At 52.4% G+C, this 20,346-nt stretch carries 20 protein-coding genes and 1 pseudogene; 10 read left to right on the top strand and 11 right to left on the bottom strand.

All coding sequences use genetic code 11. The annotated features are described in order from the left end of the window. The first annotated feature begins 148 nt into the window (after window positions 1-148). The 3 genes and pseudogenes from DK510_RS05305 to DK510_RS05315 form a co-directional block, all read left to right on the top strand. Window positions 149-583, top strand: a complete 435-nt coding sequence (locus DK510_RS05305) for a hypothetical protein (RefSeq protein ID WP_109311235.1) — start codon at window positions 149-151, stop codon at window positions 581-583. A gap of 707 nt (window positions 584-1,290) precedes the next feature. Further along, on the top strand, window positions 1,291-2,394 hold the full coding sequence (locus DK510_RS05310; protein ID WP_109311236.1) for a linear amide C-N hydrolase: 1,104 nt from the start codon (window positions 1,291-1,293) through the stop codon (window positions 2,392-2,394). Window positions 2,395-2,462: 68 nt separating this feature from the next. Next, a pseudogene (locus tag DK510_RS05315) lies at window positions 2,463-2,591 on the top strand (integrase core domain-containing protein); the annotation flags it as partial. 43 nt (window positions 2,592-2,634) lie between these two features. On the opposite strand, the gene DK510_RS05320 reads toward DK510_RS05315, so the two are convergent. The 3 genes from DK510_RS05320 to DK510_RS05330 form a co-directional block, all read right to left on the bottom strand. Beyond that, complete coding sequence (locus DK510_RS05320; RefSeq protein WP_109311237.1) at window positions 2,635-3,180, bottom strand: histidine phosphatase family protein; 546 nt, start codon at window positions 3,178-3,180, stop codon at window positions 2,635-2,637. A gap of 236 nt (window positions 3,181-3,416) precedes the next feature. Beyond that, window positions 3,417-4,460 carry a PLP-dependent cysteine synthase family protein gene (locus tag DK510_RS05325; protein WP_109311238.1) on the bottom strand — a complete coding sequence of 348 codons (1,044 nt, stop codon included), beginning with the start codon at window positions 4,458-4,460 and terminating at the stop codon, window positions 3,417-3,419. An 89-nt stretch (window positions 4,461-4,549) separates the two neighbouring features. Further along, complete coding sequence (locus DK510_RS05330; RefSeq protein WP_109311239.1) at window positions 4,550-5,260, bottom strand: glutathione S-transferase family protein; 711 nt, start codon at window positions 5,258-5,260, stop codon at window positions 4,550-4,552. Window positions 5,261-5,402: 142 nt separating this feature from the next. On the opposite strand from DK510_RS05330, the gene sigZ reads away from it, so the two are divergent. Then, complete coding sequence (sigZ, locus tag DK510_RS05335; protein ID WP_109311240.1) at window positions 5,403-5,960, top strand: RNA polymerase sigma factor SigZ; 558 nt, start codon at window positions 5,403-5,405, stop codon at window positions 5,958-5,960. A 13-nt stretch (window positions 5,961-5,973) separates the two neighbouring features. Here the strand turns inward: sigZ and DK510_RS22945 are convergent, their stop codons facing one another. Beyond that, window positions 5,974-6,177 carry a hypothetical protein gene (locus DK510_RS22945; RefSeq protein ID WP_200833214.1) on the bottom strand — a complete coding sequence of 68 codons (204 nt, stop codon included), beginning with the start codon at window positions 6,175-6,177 and terminating at the stop codon, window positions 5,974-5,976. Between the two features lie 270 nt (window positions 6,178-6,447). On the opposite strand from DK510_RS22945, the gene DK510_RS05345 reads away from it, so the two are divergent. Continuing rightward, window positions 6,448-8,151: an alkaline phosphatase family protein gene (locus DK510_RS05345; RefSeq protein WP_109311241.1), complete on the top strand. Its 1,704-nt coding sequence runs from the start codon at window positions 6,448-6,450 to the stop codon at window positions 8,149-8,151. 154 nt (window positions 8,152-8,305) lie between these two features. On the opposite strand, the gene DK510_RS05350 is transcribed toward DK510_RS05345, so the two are convergent. Next, entirely contained in the window at window positions 8,306-8,734 is a 429-nt protein-coding gene (locus DK510_RS05350; protein ID WP_109311242.1) for a cytochrome c, read from the bottom strand. Between the two features lie 163 nt (window positions 8,735-8,897). Continuing rightward, window positions 8,898-9,824, bottom strand: a complete 927-nt coding sequence (locus tag DK510_RS05355) for a DMT family transporter (protein WP_109311243.1) — start codon at window positions 9,822-9,824, stop codon at window positions 8,898-8,900. 276 nt (window positions 9,825-10,100) lie between these two features. Between DK510_RS05355 and DK510_RS05360 the strand changes: the two genes are divergently transcribed. Both DK510_RS05360 and DK510_RS05365 read left to right on the top strand, forming a co-directional pair. Beyond that, window positions 10,101-11,555, top strand: coding sequence for an amidohydrolase family protein (locus tag DK510_RS05360; protein WP_200833215.1), 1,455 nt, complete (start codon window positions 10,101-10,103; stop codon window positions 11,553-11,555). Window positions 11,556-11,873: 318 nt separating this feature from the next. Continuing rightward, complete coding sequence (locus tag DK510_RS05365; RefSeq protein WP_109311244.1) at window positions 11,874-12,692, top strand: 5'-methylthioadenosine/S-adenosylhomocysteine nucleosidase; 819 nt, start codon at window positions 11,874-11,876, stop codon at window positions 12,690-12,692. A gap of 201 nt (window positions 12,693-12,893) precedes the next feature. Here DK510_RS05365 and DK510_RS05370 read toward each other — a convergent pair whose 3' ends face one another. Next, window positions 12,894-13,601: an IS6 family transposase gene (locus tag DK510_RS05370; protein WP_109311245.1), complete on the bottom strand. Its 708-nt coding sequence runs from the start codon at window positions 13,599-13,601 to the stop codon at window positions 12,894-12,896. Window positions 13,602-13,898: 297 nt separating this feature from the next. Between DK510_RS05370 and DK510_RS05375 the strand changes: the two genes are divergently transcribed. Further along, window positions 13,899-14,891 carry an alpha/beta hydrolase gene (locus DK510_RS05375; RefSeq protein WP_160116459.1) on the top strand — a complete coding sequence of 331 codons (993 nt, stop codon included), beginning with the start codon at window positions 13,899-13,901 and terminating at the stop codon, window positions 14,889-14,891. Window positions 14,892-15,175: 284 nt separating this feature from the next. Beyond that, window positions 15,176-15,844 carry a methyltransferase gene (locus tag DK510_RS05380; protein WP_109311247.1) on the top strand — a complete coding sequence of 223 codons (669 nt, stop codon included), beginning with the start codon at window positions 15,176-15,178 and terminating at the stop codon, window positions 15,842-15,844. A 180-nt stretch (window positions 15,845-16,024) separates the two neighbouring features. Here DK510_RS05380 and DK510_RS05385 read toward each other — a convergent pair whose 3' ends face one another. Next, window positions 16,025-16,645, bottom strand: coding sequence for a TetR/AcrR family transcriptional regulator (locus DK510_RS05385; protein ID WP_160116460.1), 621 nt, complete (start codon window positions 16,643-16,645; stop codon window positions 16,025-16,027). A gap of 25 nt (window positions 16,646-16,670) precedes the next feature. Between DK510_RS05385 and gntH the strand changes: the two genes are divergently transcribed. After that, window positions 16,671-17,963: a guanitoxin biosynthesis MBL fold metallo-hydrolase GntH gene (gene gntH / locus DK510_RS05390; RefSeq protein ID WP_160116461.1), complete on the top strand. Its 1,293-nt coding sequence runs from the start codon at window positions 16,671-16,673 to the stop codon at window positions 17,961-17,963. 202 nt (window positions 17,964-18,165) lie between these two features. Here gntH and DK510_RS05395 read toward each other — a convergent pair whose 3' ends face one another. Genes DK510_RS05395 through DK510_RS05405 form a run of 3 tightly spaced genes read right to left on the bottom strand, consistent with a single transcriptional unit; the run spans window position 18,166 to window position 20,281 of the window. Continuing rightward, window positions 18,166-18,438, bottom strand: a complete 273-nt coding sequence (locus DK510_RS05395) for a DUF6525 family protein (RefSeq protein WP_109311250.1) — start codon at window positions 18,436-18,438, stop codon at window positions 18,166-18,168. Beyond that, window positions 18,435-19,070, bottom strand: a complete 636-nt coding sequence (locus DK510_RS05400; protein WP_109311251.1) for a DUF1826 domain-containing protein — start codon at window positions 19,068-19,070, stop codon at window positions 18,435-18,437. Before DK510_RS05400 ends, DK510_RS05395 begins: the two co-directional genes overlap by 4 nt. Beyond that, window positions 19,067-20,281, bottom strand: coding sequence for a GTP-binding protein (locus DK510_RS05405; RefSeq protein ID WP_109311252.1), 1,215 nt, complete (start codon window positions 20,279-20,281; stop codon window positions 19,067-19,069). Before DK510_RS05405 ends, DK510_RS05400 begins: the two co-directional genes overlap by 4 nt. Between the last annotated feature and the right edge of the window lie 65 nt (window positions 20,282-20,346).

A 20,346-nucleotide genomic window follows, 5' to 3' on the forward strand; every position in this document is an offset into this window, starting at 1 on the left:
AGGCTGAAGACGTGCCATCTGTTCGTCCGTCAGCCAGAATAGGTTGCTCATGATATACCCCTGAAACTCAGGCGCTTGAATCACGCAACCGAGAGGGCGACAACCAAATTAATGGGTCCAGAACCTAACCACCTACGGTCTGGAGCGGGTGAAGATTGGTCACGCAATCGGCCTGGATGTCTCTGGCAGTGAGATTGATCCACCAAATCCATATCCCCGAGGTGGTCACGATGACCCAGAAAAAGACCCTTTAGACATGATCGTAGCCGCCTTCAACGAACGCTATTTCAATGGCTGGAATGCAACACCGGAGGAGCAAAGAATCAAGCTGATCAACATCCTCAACCACGCAATGAGCGACCCTGCATTTCAGAACAAGGTTGTATCCAACCCTGACGAACAAAATCGACGCATCGCCAGTGAAGCACTATTTGAAAAAGCAATGCGCAATGAACGTCGGCGAGAAATCGACCTGTACAAGAAGTACGCCTCAGATGACGATTTCAAATCAGGTCTTCACGAAGCTCTCATGCGCATGATGGAACAAGTTCTAAAGTCAGGAGACCACAGACCCGTAGGATAAACCTAGTGGTTTGTTGAGCTCATCAATGCGCAAAACCCACCGGGAGCACACACCTGCAACCCTATCCTTGCCTTAAGCCTAGAACTCAAGAATCACCCAATAGCAGAAATGACGTCGGCATTCTGCACTTCTGAGTTGAAATCGCGCAAACTAATGCGCAAATCATGCAGACTTATGGGGTTCGTGCACGTTTGTGCGCGTCCCTACAATATCTGTAGGTGCTCACATAATGCTGCATTCCTATCATTGATTTCATTCAGGAAATTCGAGCGTATTCGCCTATAATCTTGCGCTGCATTTGCGCATAAACTTGCACGACTTTCCCATATGTTTGCGCGATTGAAAAGTTTCATTCAACTGATGGTAGTTTTCGGGCGATTCCATCAACTTTAAAGCACTGTTTGTCAGCCAACAGTACATTTCCAATTGCAATGTTCAACCCAAATTTGAAGCACGCGCCTCATTCGCAAACTGACGGAAGCGATCATCTGCCTCCAGCTGTGCCTATGGTCGAAATGCGGGACAATCCGGACGTTCGCACGATATGCATTGACCCACGCGAATAGCCAAAAATCGTCATTCGCGATCATCACAGCGAATGATGGCTTTGAACCCGGCTCGGGCAAGTAAGTTGTTATTTTAATCTATTTCAGTTTCGCTACCGTACTTCTAACGCCAGTGTGAAAACCAAAAAGGAAAGAAGGCCAATGAAACAAGGAAATGGTTTGAATCTAAGTAAGCTTGTGAGTTCGGCTCTTTTGGTCGTGGCTATAACCGCTCAATCCGCGCTGGCATGTACAGGAATCATTCTTCAGTCGACAGACGGCACAACAGTGCCTGCGCGGACCATGGAGTTTGGTTTTGACATTCAGTCAAATATTTTTGCGGTTCCAGCCGGGACATCGATTGAAACACTCGGTTTGAATCCTGATGAGTCGGGCTTCTCGTACGACGCAAAATACGGCTTTCTGGGTGCAAACGGATTGGATATGCCAATTGTGTTCGATGGTGTGAACACAGAAGGTTTATACTTTGGCGCCTTTTACTTTGCCGGTGACGCGGTCTTCTCTGAACTGACGGATGAAAATCGCGGCCGTGCAGTTTCATCCGAAGAAATGGGAAACTGGATTCTTGGTCAGTTCTCCACAGTCGCTGAAGTTAAGACGGCACTTCCCTCTATTGACGTCGTGGGTACTTATGTGGCCGAAATTGACGGATTTGCGCCATTTCACTATGCAGTGACAGACTCATCAGGTGCCTCAATTGTTATTGAGTACACCGAGAGCGGCCTTACGGTTTTTGACAACACAGTTAATGCCGTCACAAACAACCCATCTTATGATTGGCAACTGACCAACCTTAGAAATTACGTCGGTCTTCAAAGTGAAAATCGCGGGTCGATGACAGTAGGCTCAGAAAACATCGCGCCATTCGGACAAGGCAGCGGCTTATTGGGATTACCGGGTGACCATTCCTCCCCAGCTCGATTTGTCCGCGCGGTTGCCTTCGCAAACACATCTCTCCCGTCTGATGATGTGGACGACGCAATATTTAATGCGTTCCACATCTTGAACGTTTTCGACATTCCAAAGGGCTCTATTCGCGAGGCGGTTGGCGATGGCATCCACACTGACTACACGTTATGGACGTCAGCCGCTGACACAGCGAACGCGCGCTACTTTTTTAAAACGTATTTGTCCCAAGGCGTTGAGAGCATAGACGTTAAAAAAGTCGTGTCATCTTTAAAAGAGCCCACAACGCTTATCATGGAGAGCGGTTTCAAGGTCCGCGACAGAACAGGTGACTTTTAATATCGGTGACTGGTCAATTTCATTTTATGATTGCCCTATTGGTGAATTAGAATCTGCCAAGGGCATCTGAGGCCCAAATCATCATCGAAAACTGGAGAAAACACTACAACACCAAACGACCCCACAGTGCTCTGGGCTACCGCCCACCAGCCCCGAAAGTCTTCGTCCCGATAAACCAAAGGCCAACCATGCACTAACTTTCAATTTGAACCACTCAAATGGGGCGACTCAATTCAAAACTTAGTGAGGGTCGAATTTTATCACTTCACAATTTTCGGGTTGGATACCTGTCAGCGCCCGAATGAAGTTTCCATGAGTAACAATTGCTGTGGAGTGGATACCTTCATGCCTGAGAAACTCGGCGAACCCGTCCGCTCTTTCCTGCAAGGTCTCATGGGGTTCAACAGAGATGCCTCTGTGGTCTTTATCTCCGTCATGCCACCAGCAGTCATCAAGATGATCAAAATCAAGGTGAGGATAAACTCTGGCAAGTTTATGAGGCGGACTTCCAACATCACAGCTGTTACAAAGCTGCTCTCGCACCGTGGCATTGATTTGAAACGGTAACCTGTTTCCAAAAATCAAATGGGCTGTTTGCAGTGTTCTGGTAAACGGTGAAACCATGACGTTTGCAAGATCAAGATGACTGATTTCGATCCGAGCTTGCGCAGCCTGAGATTCTCCCAGCGCTGTGATTGGTGCATCGAAAATCATGGGATCTGGCTTTTTGGGATCGTAGACAGCATTGAAAGCTGATTGAGCATGTCGAATAAGGTAAATAGTCACTTTGAACTTTCCCCGGTGTTGAGAATAGCTGAGTTGCCCTTCAGGTATTTGGACAGCCTATGCCAACCACAGTCTCGGCTCCATAGAGTGTGACAGGTGAGCAACCGCTCAAGTACATGACCTTCATGATGACCGGTCAAGGCCCGGAACGCCTACTGAGCCAGCTTGCAACCTTGATCGGAACCGCTCCTATGTTGATTGTTCTGGCCTCAGACCGGGCGCTGCAATTGTCAATATTAGGACATCCAACCTTCCAAGTCTTCGGTGTAGGGTCGAATGTCTCCGAATTGGCTGCCAACCCATTCTGGGTCATAGTAGGTATCCAGATATCTTTCCCCGCTGTCACACAACAGCGTGATGATAGAACCGGACCTATTAGCGGCATTCATTTCCCTGGCAACCTGGAGTGCACCCCAGAGATTGGTGCCCGTCGAGGCACCCGCCCGCCTTCCTATCGTCTTTTCAAGCCACAACATCGTCGCAACACTTGCCGCATCGGGCACCTTTATCATCTGGTCGATGACGCCCGGTTGGAACGAGTTCTCGACCTTAGGTCGGCCAATCCCTTCGATTCTGCTGGACGTATCGGACGTCATGCTCCGATCCCCGGTCTGGTAGCTGTCAAAGAACACTGAGTTTTCCGGATCAACCACTGTCAGTTCGGTATCATATCCCTTGTAGCGGATGTACCGTCCCAGCGTGGCTGACGTTCCGCCTGTGCCGGCGCTCATCACCAGCATTGCGGGGATCGGGTGCGGTTCGCACTCCATCTGTCGAAATATACTTTCAGCGATGTTGTTGTTGCCGCGCCAGTCGGTCGCGCGCTCGGCATAGGTGAACTGGTCCATGAAGTACCCACCAATAGACTTCGCCAGCTCGATTGATGTGCCGTGCATCTCTGGCGCCGAGGCAACGAAATGGGTTTGGCCGCCATAAAACTCTATCAGACGAATTTTGCTTTGCGCGGTGCTTTCCGGGACGACAGCGACGAAAGGTACGCCGATCATGCGCGCAAAATAAGCCTCAGATACTGCCGTGCTGCCGGACGAGGCTTCGATGATCGTGGTGCCTTCTTTGATCCTACCATTGCAGAGCGCATAGAGGAACAACGACCGGGCCAGCCGATGTTTGAGGCTACCTGTTGGGTGGGTGCTTTCATCCTTGAGATAGATGTCTACATCACCCAGCCTTGAAATCGGAAGCTTGAACAGATGCGTATCTGCTGACCTGTGTGCGTCCGCATTGATTTTGGCAATAGCGCCTGCAACCCATCGATCCATATTGTCCTCGCTCTGGTGTCTTACAAAGTTGATCAACTATGCGCCCGCCCATCTGCCTAAGGCAAACGGGCGGGATGGGATCGATGAAATCACCCGCAGCAACCGCCAGCCTTATTGTGCTCGGGCTTGCTGTGAGGCTCATTCAGACTAGCGCCGCGCCCAAGCCATGTCCGTTCGGCCAGGTAAAAATCCGAAAACCTTTGATGAAAATCCTCAGGCACGGATTTTGCTAGGATGCCGGTTTCCAACAGGACCTGTTGCCAGCCTTTCACCTTCGGGAATTGGGCTAGCATATCGTAGCCACTGTGATCTTCGACAATCGCCGCCCGATGCAGCAACGGCAGCCAAGCGAGATCCACGTTGCCCAATGCGTCCCCTGAGAAATAAGGACCATCACCCAATTGGCGTTCCGCCTTCTCGAAAGATTTGTGCAGCTTTGCCTCGCGTTCGTCCAGCACAGTCTTGTCTCCGCTCTGCATCATGCTGCACTGCACCAGATAGTGCTTGGAGGCCTGATAGCTCCACGCCCGGTTGATCGCGCGCTGTTCAGCTGTCAGCCCCAATTGAATCGGTGCTGAGATCTCGTCGATATATTCAATGATAGCGTCAGACTCGAAGAGCGATTGGCCAGCCTCTGTGATCAGCATTGGCACCTGACCTGTCGGCGAAATGTCCAAAAACCACTCGGGCTTGTTCTTCAAGTCGATATACTCGATGTCATAGGGAATCTGTTTCGCCTCCAGCATTGCGGTGACACGCTGCACGAAGGGACAGATTTTGAAACTGACGATCTTGATCATGGTTGCAATCCTTCTTGTTTGATCCGACTTGTAAGACGAGTGACGACGCAAAAAGACGAACTGTTTGGAAGGAAAAAATGCAACTATCAGAAATAACTGTGTTTTTATTACCTGCCACGCAGTGACAGAGGAGGTCAATCGAATGAAGCAAGAGACCCCTGATTTGGAGGGTGTCTGGTCGGAGTACCGCGCCAGCCTGACTGCCTTCCTCCGCTCTAAGATATCAAATCGCGATGATGTCGACGATCTGCTTCAGGAGATATTGCTCAAGACTCATAAGAGTATCGGAAGGCTCGACAAGGCTGAGAGCCTGAAGTCGTGGCTGTTTCAGATCTCGAACAACACGATCATTGACTTCTACCGGAGCAAGGGACGCTCAGACGCAGTTATCCCGGAAGACCTCTGGTACGAGAACAGGGACTATGACGATACACATGTGCTGGAAGGCTGTGTCGCACCCTTTATCGAAGCACTACCAGCCGAAATGCGTCGTTTGCTAACTCGAGTTGATCTGCAAGACACCTCACAAAAGGATTATGCAGAAGAGCTTGGCATCAGCTATTCGACGCTCAAATCCCAGGTGCAGGCCAGCCGTCGTTACCTACACAAACTCTTCAACGACTGCTGCGATTTCTCCCTGGATGCGCAAGGAAACATCGCTGACTATCATCGTAAACCAAATGGCTGCGACGGATGCTGAACCGAATAAGCGCTCAGAGGATTGAAATGGGCAGACGTTGAACTTGAGCCCATTTTAGCCGTCGACTTGGACGCAAGGCAGGCTCGGTTCCAAAAACTCTGACCACAAACAATCCGACCGGCAATTCATCGCCATCCTCGGCAACAACGGCATACAGCAATGCACCAGCAATTGCTAAACCAACCAAAATAAGAAAAACCGATAGGTTTTTTGTCATAGCGTTTCACCTGAAACTGGGTTTCTGGCGCATAGTTTAGTATCTCAAAAGACTCAAAGCCTTGTTTTGGATCAAAACCGATCCGGGCACCTCAGTGCCAAGCAATTGTTTGTATGAACCCCGGTTTGGGTGTTGCAGGCTCTTTCGCGACAAGTCGGAACAAGTAGACGTCAAGCGTTTTTACTATCAGTTTGGTATTGAAGAGGGTTTTTCTAGTACGCAATTGCAGTCGCGACTGACCTGCTGCGCACTACAGCGAAAGGAAGCATTATGATCAAAACACTGAGAGCTTGTTTGTCTTTGTGGTTGGTTGCAATCGCTCCTGCGTATGCACAAGAACCTCCTCGTCTCGTTTTGCAGCTGACCGTTGACGCGTTTCGGGGCGATCTGCCGACACGCTACTTTGAGAATCTTGGGGTGGGTGGCCTTAAGTATTTACTAGAAAACGGTGTACACTATCTGGACGCCCATCATTGCCATGCCAATACAGAGACGGTTGTCGGACACGCCACATTGGCGACCGGGGCAACACCGGCAGTGCACGGGATGATCGGAAACATCTGGTTCGACAGAACTTTGGACCGTGTTGTTTACAACGTTGAAGACAGCACCGCTCCGCTTCTTGGAGATGGTGCTGGCGTAAATGACGATATTGAAATTGACCCAACACAGGCGGCAGCTGGCACAGATGGGCGGTCACCACGCGCTATGCTTGTTACAACGCTTTCGGACGAATTAAGCGCTTCCACTGCTGGTGCGGCCAAGGTCTTTGGAGTTTCAATCAAAGACCGTGGGGCTATAACAATGGCGGGAGAAAGCGGCAAAGCCTTCTGGTTCTCAAAAGCCGCAAACCGTTTTGTCACAAGCTCCTACTATTACGACAAATACCCGGATTGGGTTTCCGCCTGGAATGACGCATCGCCGAGCGCTTCCTTTCAAGGAACCTCTTGGGAATTGATGCACCCAAAGGAGGCCTATCTCTTTGGCGACCGCGACAACCAACCATGGGAGACGGATGTCGCCGGGTTCGGCACAACCTTTCCTCATCGCTATTCTTCGACGCAAAATGGGTTTGACCCGCTGGAAGATCCCTACTTTACGACCTTTTTAACGCTTAGTCCCGCTGGTGACGATCTGACGGCGCAATTTGCCAAACGATTGATTGATGCCGAGGATATCGGGCAAGACGCGGTAACGGATTATCTGGCGATCAGCTTCTCGTCCGTGGATTACGTCAACCATGTGTTTGGCCCCTCCAGTCTTGAAGCCGAGGACACGATATACCGCCTCGATCAGACTCTCATGAATCTCTTCGCGTTTATCGACGAACGGATTGGACTGGAAAACGTTTTGATCGTTCTATCGGCGGACCACGGCACCACCGATGCGCCGGGCTATTTGGAGAGTGTTGGCATCCGAACTGGCCTTGTTGCTCCGGACACATGGGACCCGACGGAACAGATAACCATGCTTAAGGAGCGGTTTGGGATCACCGGGAAATTGCTTGAGGGTTATAATCACCCCTATCTCAATATCGCCCCCGAAGTATTGGCTCGCAGTGATATTGATTTACCCACGCTGGAGTCAGCTATTGCAGAAGAACTTCTATCCTTTCCCGATGTGGCATTCGCCGTCCCCAGTACGGCTATCGAAGCAAACCTCCTGCCCGATACCGACATCATGCGCCTGGTCCGCAACAACTACCATCCCACCCGATCCGGGAACATATACGTAGTCTTCAAACCCGGCTGGTTCATCGCAGACTTCGATGGCCTGTCCGTCACATCCACCCACGGGTCGCCGTGGCGCGGTGACACACATGTGCCGATTATCTTTGCTGGCTCGAACTTAAAACCGCAACGGGTCGCACGCCGGGTTTGCACAACTGCTCTCGCATCCACACTGTCTGCATTGTTAAGCACGGCACGTCCTAATGGTGCGAGCGGTGAGGTACTACAAGAAGTCTTGGATTAGACCGCTGTGAAGCGCGAGACCTGATATTGAAGCAAGCTAGGCCAGGCCGCGACGGCATCGTCCACAACGCGATCCGCATATTCGTTGCTTCTTGGCAGATACGGCACCCGCCCAACGCAGCACTCTTTATCGTACACAAATGCGGAGCAGAACTTCATGGAACATAACGTTCCGGCTTCGGAGACTGAATACTCTCCAAATACTCAGCAACCTCGATAAGTTTGGACGGAATAGGCGTAACCAAACCATTCCCCGTATCGAATTCGACAGTAGGGCCGTCATTCAACTCGGTGATTATAGGCATGTCATCGCGAGGTTCTTGAACTTTCAAATAACCGTCCAAGATCGACATGACCTCCAACATGGGCCACACGCCCCCCCTGCGTTCGGAAATCTTTGTTAAATCAGCAGGCTGTGTTCTCAAATCAATGGCGTCAGACCCTTTTCCTGTTGCATCGATTCCGTGACATCTGGCGCAATGCTCAACAAATAGGTCTTTGCCAAGGTCCGAAAATTCTTCGGCCGCAGATATCGTTGCAACCGAAGAAATGACTATGCTTGCAACGATCCTGAAGTACCTCATAAGCTGGAGGTCCTTTGCTAAACGAGAGTTCACTACAACAAAAATGGACCGACATCTCCCCCCGGTCAACGTCGGTCCTTTAGCGCATAACGTTCGCTACCCGCTTCGAGCCGCAAGCAGCCAGTGATGCTCACCTCAAAGAACGGCAGCACCGAGCCCAGTACTACCGCCTTGGTGATTTTGCGAGCACGGTAGATACGGTGCGCGTCTTTCTACTCCTTGTGATCGCGATTGCGCCCAGCACTAAGGCACATGCAAAAGCTTGAGGCAAAGAGATGGCTTCGCCAAAGGCAAGATATCCCACGGCAAACATCGTGGGTAATTCGATGCTTCCGACGACCGCAGTTTGGGAAGCCCCAATAACAGGTGAGCATATCGTGTAGATAAGCTGGGGCACGAAAGCGGTAACCAGACCAATACCAACAATGAAAAGCCAATCGGATTGTTCCCTTGGGAGAAGTTCTCCAACCTCGGCACCAAGGATGAGCGGTGCGAGGCCCAGTACAGACCCCAGAGAAACTGACGCGATACGTGCCAGCGGCGTAATCCGTGACAACCTGTGTACCAAGACGCAAATTCCGAAGCCAAACCCAAATGGGGCGGCAAGGGATAGCAGCAGCGCTGGTAGGTGTTCCGCAGCCACTGACGCAGGCGAGCCAGCAATGACAGCTGCCACCACAATCAGACCAGCGGCCAACATGGCGCGTCGCGTGGGTGCATCGCCAAACACAGCCCAAGCAATAACTAAGGTGAACACCGGATAGGTCATGTAAAGCACACCCACTGTCGAAGCGGGCAGCTTCTCCAGCGCCGTTACATATCCGATCCAACCAAGACCCATTACGGCTCCGGCGGAAAGACCCCAAGTGATCTCTCGCCATTCTTTTCGGTGCACGATGAGAACAGGAAGCAGAAGAAGAGCCGCAACAATGTAGCGGTAGAATGCAACCGCATAGGGTGCAACACCCTGTTCGGTCAGGCTGCGGCTGAAATAGGGAACCAGCCCGAAACAGATTGAAGCAAAAAGTACACCAATAACCGCAAATGCATATGGGATGGGCGTTCGATTTCGCGCAGATGTCGTGGCCATAATCTGGAGCTATCACGCATTTGCATCTTCGTCTTTAGAGATTCTACGAATGACTGCTTTGTCTGCACAGCGGTCATTGATGCGCTGCGTAGCGAACGTCTGCCTTGAGCCCAAAGCGGTCAAAAAAACCCGTGGTCCATCCACGAGATTTTGCCCTTTGGAGCGCACGTCAGATGGTTTCTCTTTAGCGCAGCGCGTCGCCTGACATGCCAATCATTTATTGTTTGGTCTAACAGGCGCATGCTACTCGTAAGAAAGACGGGGGGGAAAACTATCATGACCTTTTCAAAATCAGGTTTTCTGGTCGCTCTTGCCGCCAGCGTTTCGCTAACAGCACTGGAGGCCGCTGCGCAGTCGGACATTTCCAGTGCATATGCGCCCGGCGAATTGCCTGCGATGATTTTCGACGCAGAGCGGCCTGAGAAAACGCTTATTACAAACATCAATATCTTCGATGGCGTTAACGATGGCTTGAAAGCAGGAAGCGTGCTTGTCGAAGGCAGCCTAATCAGTGAGGTTTCAGAGGGCACCATCGATGCACCGGATGCTGTTGTAATCGATGGCGGTGGCCGCACTCTCATGCCGGGTATGATAGATGGCCATGCTCATGTCATGATCAACGATGATTTCGGGCCAGTAGAGCGCGACCTCGACATTACTGACATCAGCTACAACGCGGTCATCGTTTCTGAACGGTTTGTCAGAGATGGGTTCACGACCGTGAGGGACATGGGCGGTCCTGCGTTTGGCTTGGCCAGAGCAATCAATCTAGGTCGGGTGGTCGGCCCACGCTTGTATCCATCTGGCGCTTTCATCTCTCAGACTTCTGGCCACGGTGATTTCCGCGACCGCGCTGACGCAGGTTTTTCGATTAAAGATGCCGGCGACCTTTCTAATTTTGAACGCATGGGTATTGGTAATGTCGTAGACGGAGTACCCGATGCGCTGAAAGCCACGCGCTTGAACCTGCGTAACGGTGCCACACAGATCAAGATCATGGGCGGCGGCGGAGGCTCATCGCGCTTTGACCCAATCGACACGACGCAATTTACCGAAGATGAAATCTGCGCAATTACCGGCGCGGCGGCGGATTGGGGAACATACGTCGCGGCACATACCTTCACTGACCGCGCCGTTAACCGACTTCTTGATTGCGGCGTCAAAACTTTTGAACACGGGTTCTTCATTTCCGAAGAGACCATGCAGCGTATCGCAGCGGAAGGCGGTTACATGGTCCCACAAATGTGGGGTATATCTCCTGACCTCGCACGCAACCCTCTTATGCCAGCAGACAAAATCCCGCTGGTGGAAGAACTCGGCCAACAGTACGCTGATTTTGGGCGCAACCTTCTCAAGAACGGCGTGAAAGTCGTCTTTGCCTCTGACTACGTCGGCAAGTTCGCCGATGCAGAACGAGCGCGACGCTATGAAATCTGGTGGCGGACGCAGACATTCGACAGCAATTTTGAAGTGTTGAAGCAGTTGACTTCGACCGCCGGGGAAATGATCGCCATGTCTGGGCCAAGGAACCCCTATCAGGCTGGCAAGCTCGGTGTGATCGAGGCTGGGGCATACGCTGATCTTATTCTGGTGGACGGAAACCCGCTCGAGGACATCACCGTAATTGGCGGTACTGATCAGTGGTTCGACGCACCAGAGGAATGGGAACCAATCGACACGATTGACCTCGTCATGCTCAATGGGGCGGTGTACGTAAACGAACTGGACTAGAGTGCCCGCCGACTGACCAATTTGTGGCGGTACACGGCCTGCTTTCACTTCGGTTGCATATGGCTGTTTTGTCCCGCGACCCGGTCATAGGGGCATTTTTTTCGAACGTCCGCGGCTGGTAGAAGCTGCCGTTGAGGTCTGAGCCGATGTGTAGGTCCTGACCCTAGAAAATTCAACGCGGAATGCTTAAACGACTCAGGTAAAGAGACAAGTAACCTGTTGGGAAACCGACCGAAGATAAGGAAACTGATAGCTGTGTCACTAGCTGTACTGACGGGAGCTTCCTCCGCAACTGGAAAAGAAAATGATGTTACTCGCATGGCACTCATTTCCGCCTTTGAACCTGAAATTGCAGTACTGCGCAACCGCTTGGTCAACCCAAAGATTCACCAAATCATCGGACGTGAGTTTGTTGCAGGCGAGCTTTCCGGAACACCCGTTTTGCTTTTCTCCTCTGGTGTTTCAATGGTAAACGCTGCCATGACGACACAGTTAGCGCTTGTTCATTTTGATATCGAAGGGATTGTTGTTTCAGGCGTAGCGGGGGGTGCTGATCCCGCGCTGTCGATCGGGGATATCGTCGTTCCCACCAAGTGGGGACAGTACATGGAAATGGCCTTTGCCAGACAGACTGACAACGGTTATGATCTCCCTCCATTTCTATCATCTGATTTCCCAAACTTTGGCATGATGCACACGCTTAACATCGGCGTGTTTGAAGAGCTTTCTGGACAGGGAAAAAGCCGGTTTTGGTTTCCGGTCGACAGCAACTATCTTGCAGCTGCCAAAAGGGCGGCAAAGACGGTTAAACTTGCGAACACAGATGTTGAGGGGCGAGAATTAAACCATAAGCCGGCAGTTCATATCGGCGGAGGCGGCGTGACAGGAACTGCTTTCGTTGACAATAAAGACTTCCGCAAGTGGGCTCACAGCACATTTGATGCACGAGTCCTGGATATGGAAACGGGCGCAATTGCTCAGGTTGCCGAGGCGAACGGTGTTTCTTTCCTTGCTTTCCGGGCCCTATCTGACCTCGCAGGTGGTGAATCCGGTGATAATCAGTTTGACATATTTATGAGCCTCGCAGGGGGTAACCTTGCTGATTTGCTGGAAACCTTCTTAAACGAACTAAAGTAGGAATTTTGGCACAGAGGCAGTACAGGAACCAAACGCGATTTCCTTTACCCGCAGCTCAAAAAGCAACGACGTTTTCAAATGACGATATGTAGTGGCTTTTGTTTTCAGGCACAAACAATACTGACAACAATCAACCAATTCTCAAAAAGGTGCTGTCAGACGAATTCGAACCGGTCTCAGTTTGCCGCAGAAACTGCGAACCTATCCGGAACAAAGTTGACGCCACTCGCTAATAGCGGCGGCGCGGGTCAGCTTGAAGATGTCTCGGCTGGCTAGCGATCTTTCCTGGTTGAAATGGTTGTAAACGGAGGAATGGACGAAGGCGAATTTCTGTAAACTGCGCATGTGCCTGAAACGTTGCATGGCGCGTTCGCGTCGTCGAAACGGGAGGTGCGAATTCTCGACGCGGTTATTGAGCCACCTGCCAGTCTGCTGTTTTCCCGTAGCACCAAGCTCTCTACGAGCGGCCCGATATGATGCGAAGCGATCCGTGACGACGTTTTCCGCTTTACCGCGTCGCTTCATTAACTTCTTAAGGAATTTCAATGCTGCAGCTTTGTTTCGGCATTGGGTGACGACTGCGTCCAGCACTTCGCCTTCATGATCTAACGCCCGCCAAAGATAATGCCGCTTGCCATTCACCTTCACGAAAAACTCGTCGACGTGCCACTTCCATTTGGAGGATGCGCGCAGCTGCTGAACCCGCCTTCGTCTGATCTCAGCAGCAAACATCGGGCCAAACCTGTTCCACCAATATCGGACGGTTTCATGACTGGCATCGATCCTGCGTTCGTGCAGCAGATCTTCCAATTTTCTAAGCGAAAGCGGAAACCGAATGTAGAGCATCACTGCAAGACGAATGACCTCGGGACTGGTCTTGAAGTACTTGAATGGCGATTGTTTATTCACGCTTGAGGGCTAAGAGAGCACCCTACCCGCCTCAACCCAAGTTCTTCTGAAAAGACCCTCGGGGCTGCTGTGAAACCCCTTGAAAGGATCTGTTTTCGTCATCAGTGTAGGCTACGGAACAAACCTGCCCGCCTCAACTCAAATCCTTCTGACAAGACCCCTTGGCCACCATACTGCTTCCCAAGCTGCATGATGACAGAAACTGCTTGGAAGCTCATCTTCGGCGGCGTTACTATCGCGAAAAGCTTACGGTAAGGGAATTGTCACGGCATGATTTGGAACACTGGGCGGACATTGATGATCGGGTTGGCCACGGGTTTTCTGTTCACTCCAGCGGTGTCGCAGACGATTGCTCCTTCGACCATCAGCGATCCGGCCCGCAACTACATTGAGAACAACGAACCAGCAGCCTCGGCACCGAGCTCTATCGAGGAATGGCAAGAGGAGTTTGCATCACCGCTTAAGCCCGGTGAGTTGATGGATGACGTCGCAGCGGTTCTCAAGTTGTGGCCTGTAAATATCGAATTACTAAGGATTGCCGAAGCTGAGCACATTTTGGTGACGCCTAAGAACGCTGAAATCCAGAATGATGAGCGCATCGTTTTATATGTACATGGTGGCGCATATGTTGAGGGTCGACCGGAAAATCATCTTGGCGCGCTGGCCATGATCGCCGATTTGATGAACGTGCGTGTTCTTGGTCTGCGCTACCCCTTGGCCTGGCAGGCACCATTCCCCGCCGCACGCGACCGATTTCTTGACGTCTATAAGGAGTTGCTTAAGAACCACAGTCCTCAACACATAGCAGTTGCTGGAGATTCAGCCGGCGGAGGGTTGGCGATGTCATCAGTGCTAAGGTTAAGGGACGATGGTATGCCTATGCCTGCTGTTTTGGGCCTCATTTCTCCGTGGGCGGACGTGAGCAAGACCGGCGACTCGATGCTTTTGGCAAGCGGCCACGATCCTCTTATTGACTATGACAAGAATTTGGTTGCTGCTGCCAAGCTGTATGCTGGTGGCCTAAGCCTTCAAGATCCAAGAATCTCGCCCATATATGACGACTTCAACAAGGGCTTTCCTCCAACTTACATTTCCACCGGCACACGTGACCAGTTTCTCAGTCATGCCGCCCGCTTGCAGCGCAAACTAACCGATGCGGGGATCACTAACAGTCTCTATGTCTACGAAGGTATGTGGCACGTTTTTCAAATTGCCCCACCGGTGATTCCAGAAGCTGAGGCGGCATGGCGCGATCTAGCGCAGTTTCTCAACCGCCACCTCGCTCGATAAGATCACGACTATCGTGGCCGGTTCGCGCTTGAATGGCGCTGGCGCTCAGATTGTGATCGACGGCGAGATCTTCTTGGCCTACGTCCGTCACGCTCTCGTCGCGGCGCACGATAGTCTATACCGACGGTGATCGAACGCTGGCTTTCGTCAGAAAGCAATCACAACGTCGGTAAATCTTAGCGAACGCTCCAGGCACAACGCGGAAATGTTGCGCCGACCATTATCAGTTGCCATACTTCAATGTAGCAACGGCACGATTGAGGCAAAAACTGTTGATTTATTGAATGGAGGAAGCACCAGAGAACACAGAGCCACCGGGGTTGTGGCAAGGGCAACTACTGCACTTCAGCGTTCTCTCTGCTCTTTTGCTAATCGTTTCGATTGTGTGGAATTTTCTTGGTGAACCGCACCCTGTAGCATTTTGGATCGCCGTTGCCTTTCCGGTACTGCATCAAATTTGGGTTTGGCTTGCTTGGCGACTTGAGTTAACGACGTCGATGACAAGCAGATCAATCGGTTTCAAGGGCTATCTGTGGGTGTTTTTTCTGCTGTTTGCCGGCCGATTTGTGTCACTTGCTTCGTTAGCTTTGCTGGACAAAGGAAGCTTGTGTTTCGCAGCGACGCCCAGAATTATTCTTACCTTGATCCTTCTTTTCCCCGGACTTTACGCGATGCACAGCGTGAAGCGGTATTTTGGAATGTCTCGGGCTGCGGGAGGTGACCATTTCGATCAAAGTTTTCGTGAAATGCCGTTGGTAAATAAGGGCATCTTCCGAATTACAAGTAATGGAATGTACTTCTATGCCTTCTTGTTGTTCTGGGCCATTGCAATCGGCTTCAATTCGGCTGCAGCCCTCATCATTGCAGCCTTTAGCCACGCCTACATTTGGGTGCATTTCTATGCGACAGAAAAACCGGACATGACGTATTTATACGGCAAGGCTGGTTCCTGAGGTCTGGCAATACAATGGCAGCAAATTCCGAGGAGCGATCGGTCAATCTGGGTATATTCACTTCGCTCAGAAGAATGGCAGCTTCGTCCGCCTTGCGTTCGTTCACGACGAGTGCAGCGAATGACTGCACCGAGCCCGAAGCGGACAAACCATGCCCCAAGCTAAAGAGTTGGGATTGCCTCATCCGATAAGGATGTCGAGAACTATGTCTAGCTCCTCACCGACAAGCCCGTCATCGTCATGGTCAAACATGACCTCCGACCATGAAACGTAGACGACGAATATTCTGGCACGTGATATGACCTCGGCATCGCTGAAGCCTGTTTCACTTAGAAGCTCCTTTATGAACGCGACCCTTATGTCTCGCACTTGGTCAACCAGTGCTTGGATGCTCGGATCTGTTTGGGCCCAAGCCGTAAATGCAAGGTCGAGCTTGCCGCTTTCCTTGCTCCGGATTGCTTTGACCAGAGAAATCAGACGGTCACGCAGGGTAGAATCTTGGGAATGGGTCCCTTCAATTAACTGGCGACTGAACTCGTCCACCCAGTAGTGTTTCATCGCTTCGAGCAACTCGGCGCGGTCTCGGAAGTGCCAATAGAAGCCACTCTTTGCAACGTCCAGCTTTCTCGCCAGGTCATTAACTCTGACCGCCTCAATACCGCCCAGTACAAAAACCTCGAGTGCCTTTTCCAGCCAATCGCGCTTTGAAACGCGACCAGTGGAGCGTGCAGTCTTCTTCGCCACCGGCTCGGCTCTTCCAACTAGACCAGGTGGTACAGTTTGGTCTATAGTCTTGCTCAAAGCTTCATGTCCAACGGAGGTCCTCGTGTTTTCACATTCCCACTCTGACGAAGTTTCGCGCAGTTTTCCACGGCTTATCGTAGCCGCTGCAGCGGCAACCTTCGCTTTGCTGCCTCTTCAATCCACTGCTCAGGACGTATCCCCAACGGAGCCTCTTGCGGAAAGGGACACCTACTACCCGACAACAGAAGGGTTAGAGCCGGACGAGATGCGGATCATCGCATGCGGCACAGGGATGCCCACCACGCGGGCCGCGCAGGCAGCAGCCTGTTTCCTTGTCGAGCTAGGTAACGGCGACAAGTTTTTGTTTGATGTTGGTGCAGGGTCAGCTGAGCGGATTTCGTCACTGCAAATCCCTTACGACTTCCTTGACAAGATCTTCATCTCCCACCTGCATGCCGATCATTTTGGTGCACTGGCAGAGATTTGGATCGGTGGCGCTCTCATGGGTCGGCAAAAACCGCTTCGGGTCTGGGGACCAAGCGGGCCCAGCGAAGCACTTGGAACCGAGGCAGCTATCACCGCTCTCAAGCAGGTCTACGCCTGGGACCTGGCGGGACGCGTCGGTTTGGTTGATTTCAGAGGGTACGATCTTGAAGTCACCGAGTTTGACTATCGTGGCGAGAACGAGATTGTCTACGAAGACAATGGTGTGGTGATCCGTTCGTTCCCGGCCATTCACGCTCTCGATGGTCCGGTCAGCTATAGCCTCGAATGGAACGATCTGAAGTTCGTGTTCGGCGGCGACACCTTCCCGAACACGTGGTTTCTGGAGTTTGCGAAAGACGCAGATATCGCGGTTCATGAGGCGTTTGTCGCGGTGCCCACGATGGTCGCGAAAATGGGCTTCACACCGGAAAGCGCGCTGCTCGTGGGTACGCAGGTTCACACAGCTCCCGAGGCTTTTGGCAAGGTCATGACTGAAGTCCAACCCCGCATGGCCGTGGCGTACCACTTCTTCAAAGACTTCGACACGACCGCCGAGATCAACGACCGGATCCGAACCACCTATGATGGGCCACTCAGCCTGGCCGAGGACTTCATGGTCTGGAATGTGACTAAGGATGACATTCGCGTCCGGTTGGCTTTGGCCGCAGAGGAAACATGGTCGCCGCCGTTGGCGGGTGAACCGCAGCCGCCTCAAGCTTCCGACCGGGAAACCTTTAGCGAGAGTACCGGCATCGCGGTTGAGGACATGACCTATTCGGAGTTCATCTCCGAAGGCACATGGGGTGGCGTAGATGAAGCCCTGAGAGGCATCTACAAAGAAGCCGAAGAAGCCCTTGGACAAGAGTTTCCTTATCCTGGCGACGAGTAGGCCACAGATTGGTCCCAAAGCGAATGAGCGTTTCGGTATCGGCTTTCTGAAGGCACCCGATGGAACCTTCTTGGGAAGGAATTTTCTTAATGTCCGCTAAGTCCGCGGAGCCGTCGTTCGTTGAAAATTACTCGATGTCTCGTGTGCTGACAAACTGCGCTTTCGCTGCGGCTTCACCAATGGCAGCTCTTCGTAAAGCGTTTCAGTTCTGCTGATTGAAATCAAAGAGTGTCGAATGCCGATCTCGGGTAAGTGTTTTAGCCTCGGCCGCGTTCAGCGACGCCAGCGTTTCTTCTTTCGTCAGACCTTTGGCGCGCGATTTCGACCACAAACGCCGTGCAGATGCCGGAGACCAGGGTAAGGCAGCTTCTGACATCCACAGTCTCAGAGGCGCGGGCAGGCTATCGTAGGCCGACATGGGATCACCTGATCGACGTTTGCGGCGTAGGCTGCTTTGTCCAAGATTGCCGATCATATCTCGTCTTCCGGATCGGTCACCGGGTCGATTACAAGGACCAGCCGGGTCTCGCCTGTCCCTTCTATTGGGGGTGAACGATGCAGCAGACCGGAAGGCGGTTCGCCGGGCCAAAGCGTGCCGCGCAAAAGGATGGGCGAGCCGGTTTGAACCGTGAACACGCGTTTCGGGTCAGCGCCGTCGGTCGATATCCCGTATTGTGTGCCAGCGCCTCGATAGGTGCAAACAAGCCGCGCGGTGATGGCGTCAATGTGAAACCTGCGACAGGCGTTGGTGGTTACCACGTCCAACCGCAGCCGCAAGAAACTGGCGGTCATTAGGTCTGAGTACATGTCGGCCAGCCCAACGATATCCGCCTGAAGCCAGTCGCGTTCCGCCCCGGCGGGCAAATTGGCCATGTCAAAGAGGTGCTGGACCGTTTCACCGACGGCATGCACCGGAAGGATAACCCGACCCTGCGGCAGAGCGTTGGCGTCAACACCATCCAACCAGGATTGTATCTCTGGCGGCGTTTGCCGACGCCAGATCGCAGCGGCACAGCCGGGTTCCAGAAACGTCCTCAAGGCAGCTGGATCATCTGCGATCCCAACACCGATTGCCGCACCCTTGACGGTCTTCCTGACGAAATTCATGCCGCGTCCTCGACCCGACGCCACCCCGGAAACGGGTCGGGCAGGTCAAGCGGCAAGGCGTCCGGTCCGCCCGCCAAGACAGCAGGAACAAGGCAGGAATCCAGTTTTGCCTTAAGAGCGGGCCAGTCAATGCCAGCACCGATAAAGACCAACTCCTGCCGCCTGTCGCCCCAAGGCTCCGCCCAATGCTGTTTGATGTAATCGGATGCTGCGACATGCTCTGGCCACCGATCCTGAGGCACGTTCGCCCACCAGGTCCCGATGGGTTTGACGCTCGACAGCGATCCCGCGAGCGAAAACTCCGCAACCCATTCGGGCCGCGTCGCGATCCAGAAATGCCCCTTGGCTCGGATGACGCCGGGCATGTCTCCGTTTAAAGCGACCAGGATTTTCTCGGGAATAAACGGGGCCTTGGCGCGATACACATATGACGCAACCCCATATTCCTCGGTTTCAGGCACATGGTCGGCAAAACCATACAGCTCTTTCGCCCACATCGGGTGTTCGTGAGCCTGTTCGAAATCAAACAGGCCTGTGTCGAGGATCTTCTCTGCCGCAACGCGCGACTGGTTGGTCTCGATGATCTGTGCATCCGCATTGAGGCTTCTGATGATCTTGCGTGCCGCATCTACCTTGTAAGGGCCTGCGTCATCGACCTTGTTCAGGATCACGACATCGGCAAACTCGATCTGGTCCGTTAGCAGATGCACAAGGGTACGTTCGTCTTCCTCACCCATTGTTTCACCACGGTCGCTCAGGAAATCGTGGCTAGCGTAGTCGTTCAGAAGGTTTACGGCATCAACCACCGTGACCATCGTATCGAGCCGGGCCACATCTGACAGGCTAGCCCCGAACTCATCCCGAAAATCGAATGTTGCGGCGACAGGCAGTGGCTCGGATATCCCGGTGGATTCGATCAGAAGATAGTCAAAGCGCCCCTCTGCCGCCAAGCGGCGCACTTCGTCAAGCAGGTCATCGCGCAAGGTGCAGCAGATGCAGCCGTTTGACATCTCCACCAGCGTCTCGTTCGTTCGACTAAGCTCGGTGTCCGCCCGGACCAAATCCGCATCAATGTTCACCTCCGACATGTCGTTCACGATGACCGCAACGCGTCTTCCGTCCCGGTTATTGAGAACCCGATTGAGTAGAGTTGTTTTTCCCGCACCCAGAAAGCCGGAAAGCACCGTGACCGGAAGGCGTCCATCTGACATAAACCGCTCCAAAGCTGATGTGATATTTCTCGCAACTTACGCAGTTACTAGACTAATGCAACTGC

Source organism: Ruegeria sp. AU67 (assembly GCF_900312795.1).
Taxonomy (GTDB): domain Bacteria; phylum Pseudomonadota; class Alphaproteobacteria; order Rhodobacterales; family Rhodobacteraceae; genus Ruegeria; species Ruegeria atlantica.

Coding starts and splice junctions, on each gene's coding strand:
- DK510_RS05400 (WP_109311251.1), bottom strand. CDS start 19,070: ATGAATTTCGTCAGGAAGACCGTCAAGGGTGCGGCAATCGGTGTTGGG.
- DK510_RS05325 (WP_109311238.1), bottom strand. CDS start 4,460: ATGGATCGATGGGTTGCAGGCGCTATTGCCAAAATCAATGCGGACGCA.
- DK510_RS05360 (WP_200833215.1), top strand. CDS start 10,101: ATGACCTTTTCAAAATCAGGTTTTCTGGTCGCTCTTGCCGCCAGCGTT.
- DK510_RS05355 (WP_109311243.1), bottom strand. CDS start 9,824: ATGGCCACGACATCTGCGCGAAATCGAACGCCCATCCCATATGCATTT.
- DK510_RS05375 (WP_160116459.1), top strand. CDS start 13,899: ATGATCGGGTTGGCCACGGGTTTTCTGTTCACTCCAGCGGTGTCGCAG.
- sigZ (WP_109311240.1), top strand. CDS start 5,403: ATGAAGCAAGAGACCCCTGATTTGGAGGGTGTCTGGTCGGAGTACCGC.
- DK510_RS05405 (WP_109311252.1), bottom strand. CDS start 20,281: ATGTCAGATGGACGCCTTCCGGTCACGGTGCTTTCCGGCTTTCTGGGT.
- DK510_RS22945 (WP_200833214.1), bottom strand. CDS start 6,177: ATGACAAAAAACCTATCGGTTTTTCTTATTTTGGTTGGTTTAGCAATT.
- DK510_RS05345 (WP_109311241.1), top strand. CDS start 6,448: ATGATCAAAACACTGAGAGCTTGTTTGTCTTTGTGGTTGGTTGCAATC.
- DK510_RS05350 (WP_109311242.1), bottom strand. CDS start 8,734: ATGAGGTACTTCAGGATCGTTGCAAGCATAGTCATTTCTTCGGTTGCA.
- DK510_RS05380 (WP_109311247.1), top strand. CDS start 15,176: ATGGAGGAAGCACCAGAGAACACAGAGCCACCGGGGTTGTGGCAAGGG.
- DK510_RS05330 (WP_109311239.1), bottom strand. CDS start 5,260: ATGATCAAGATCGTCAGTTTCAAAATCTGTCCCTTCGTGCAGCGTGTC.
- DK510_RS05365 (WP_109311244.1), top strand. CDS start 11,874: ATGGCACTCATTTCCGCCTTTGAACCTGAAATTGCAGTACTGCGCAAC.
- DK510_RS05395 (WP_109311250.1), bottom strand. CDS start 18,438: ATGATCGGCAATCTTGGACAAAGCAGCCTACGCCGCAAACGTCGATCA.
- DK510_RS05310 (WP_109311236.1), top strand. CDS start 1,291: ATGAAACAAGGAAATGGTTTGAATCTAAGTAAGCTTGTGAGTTCGGCT.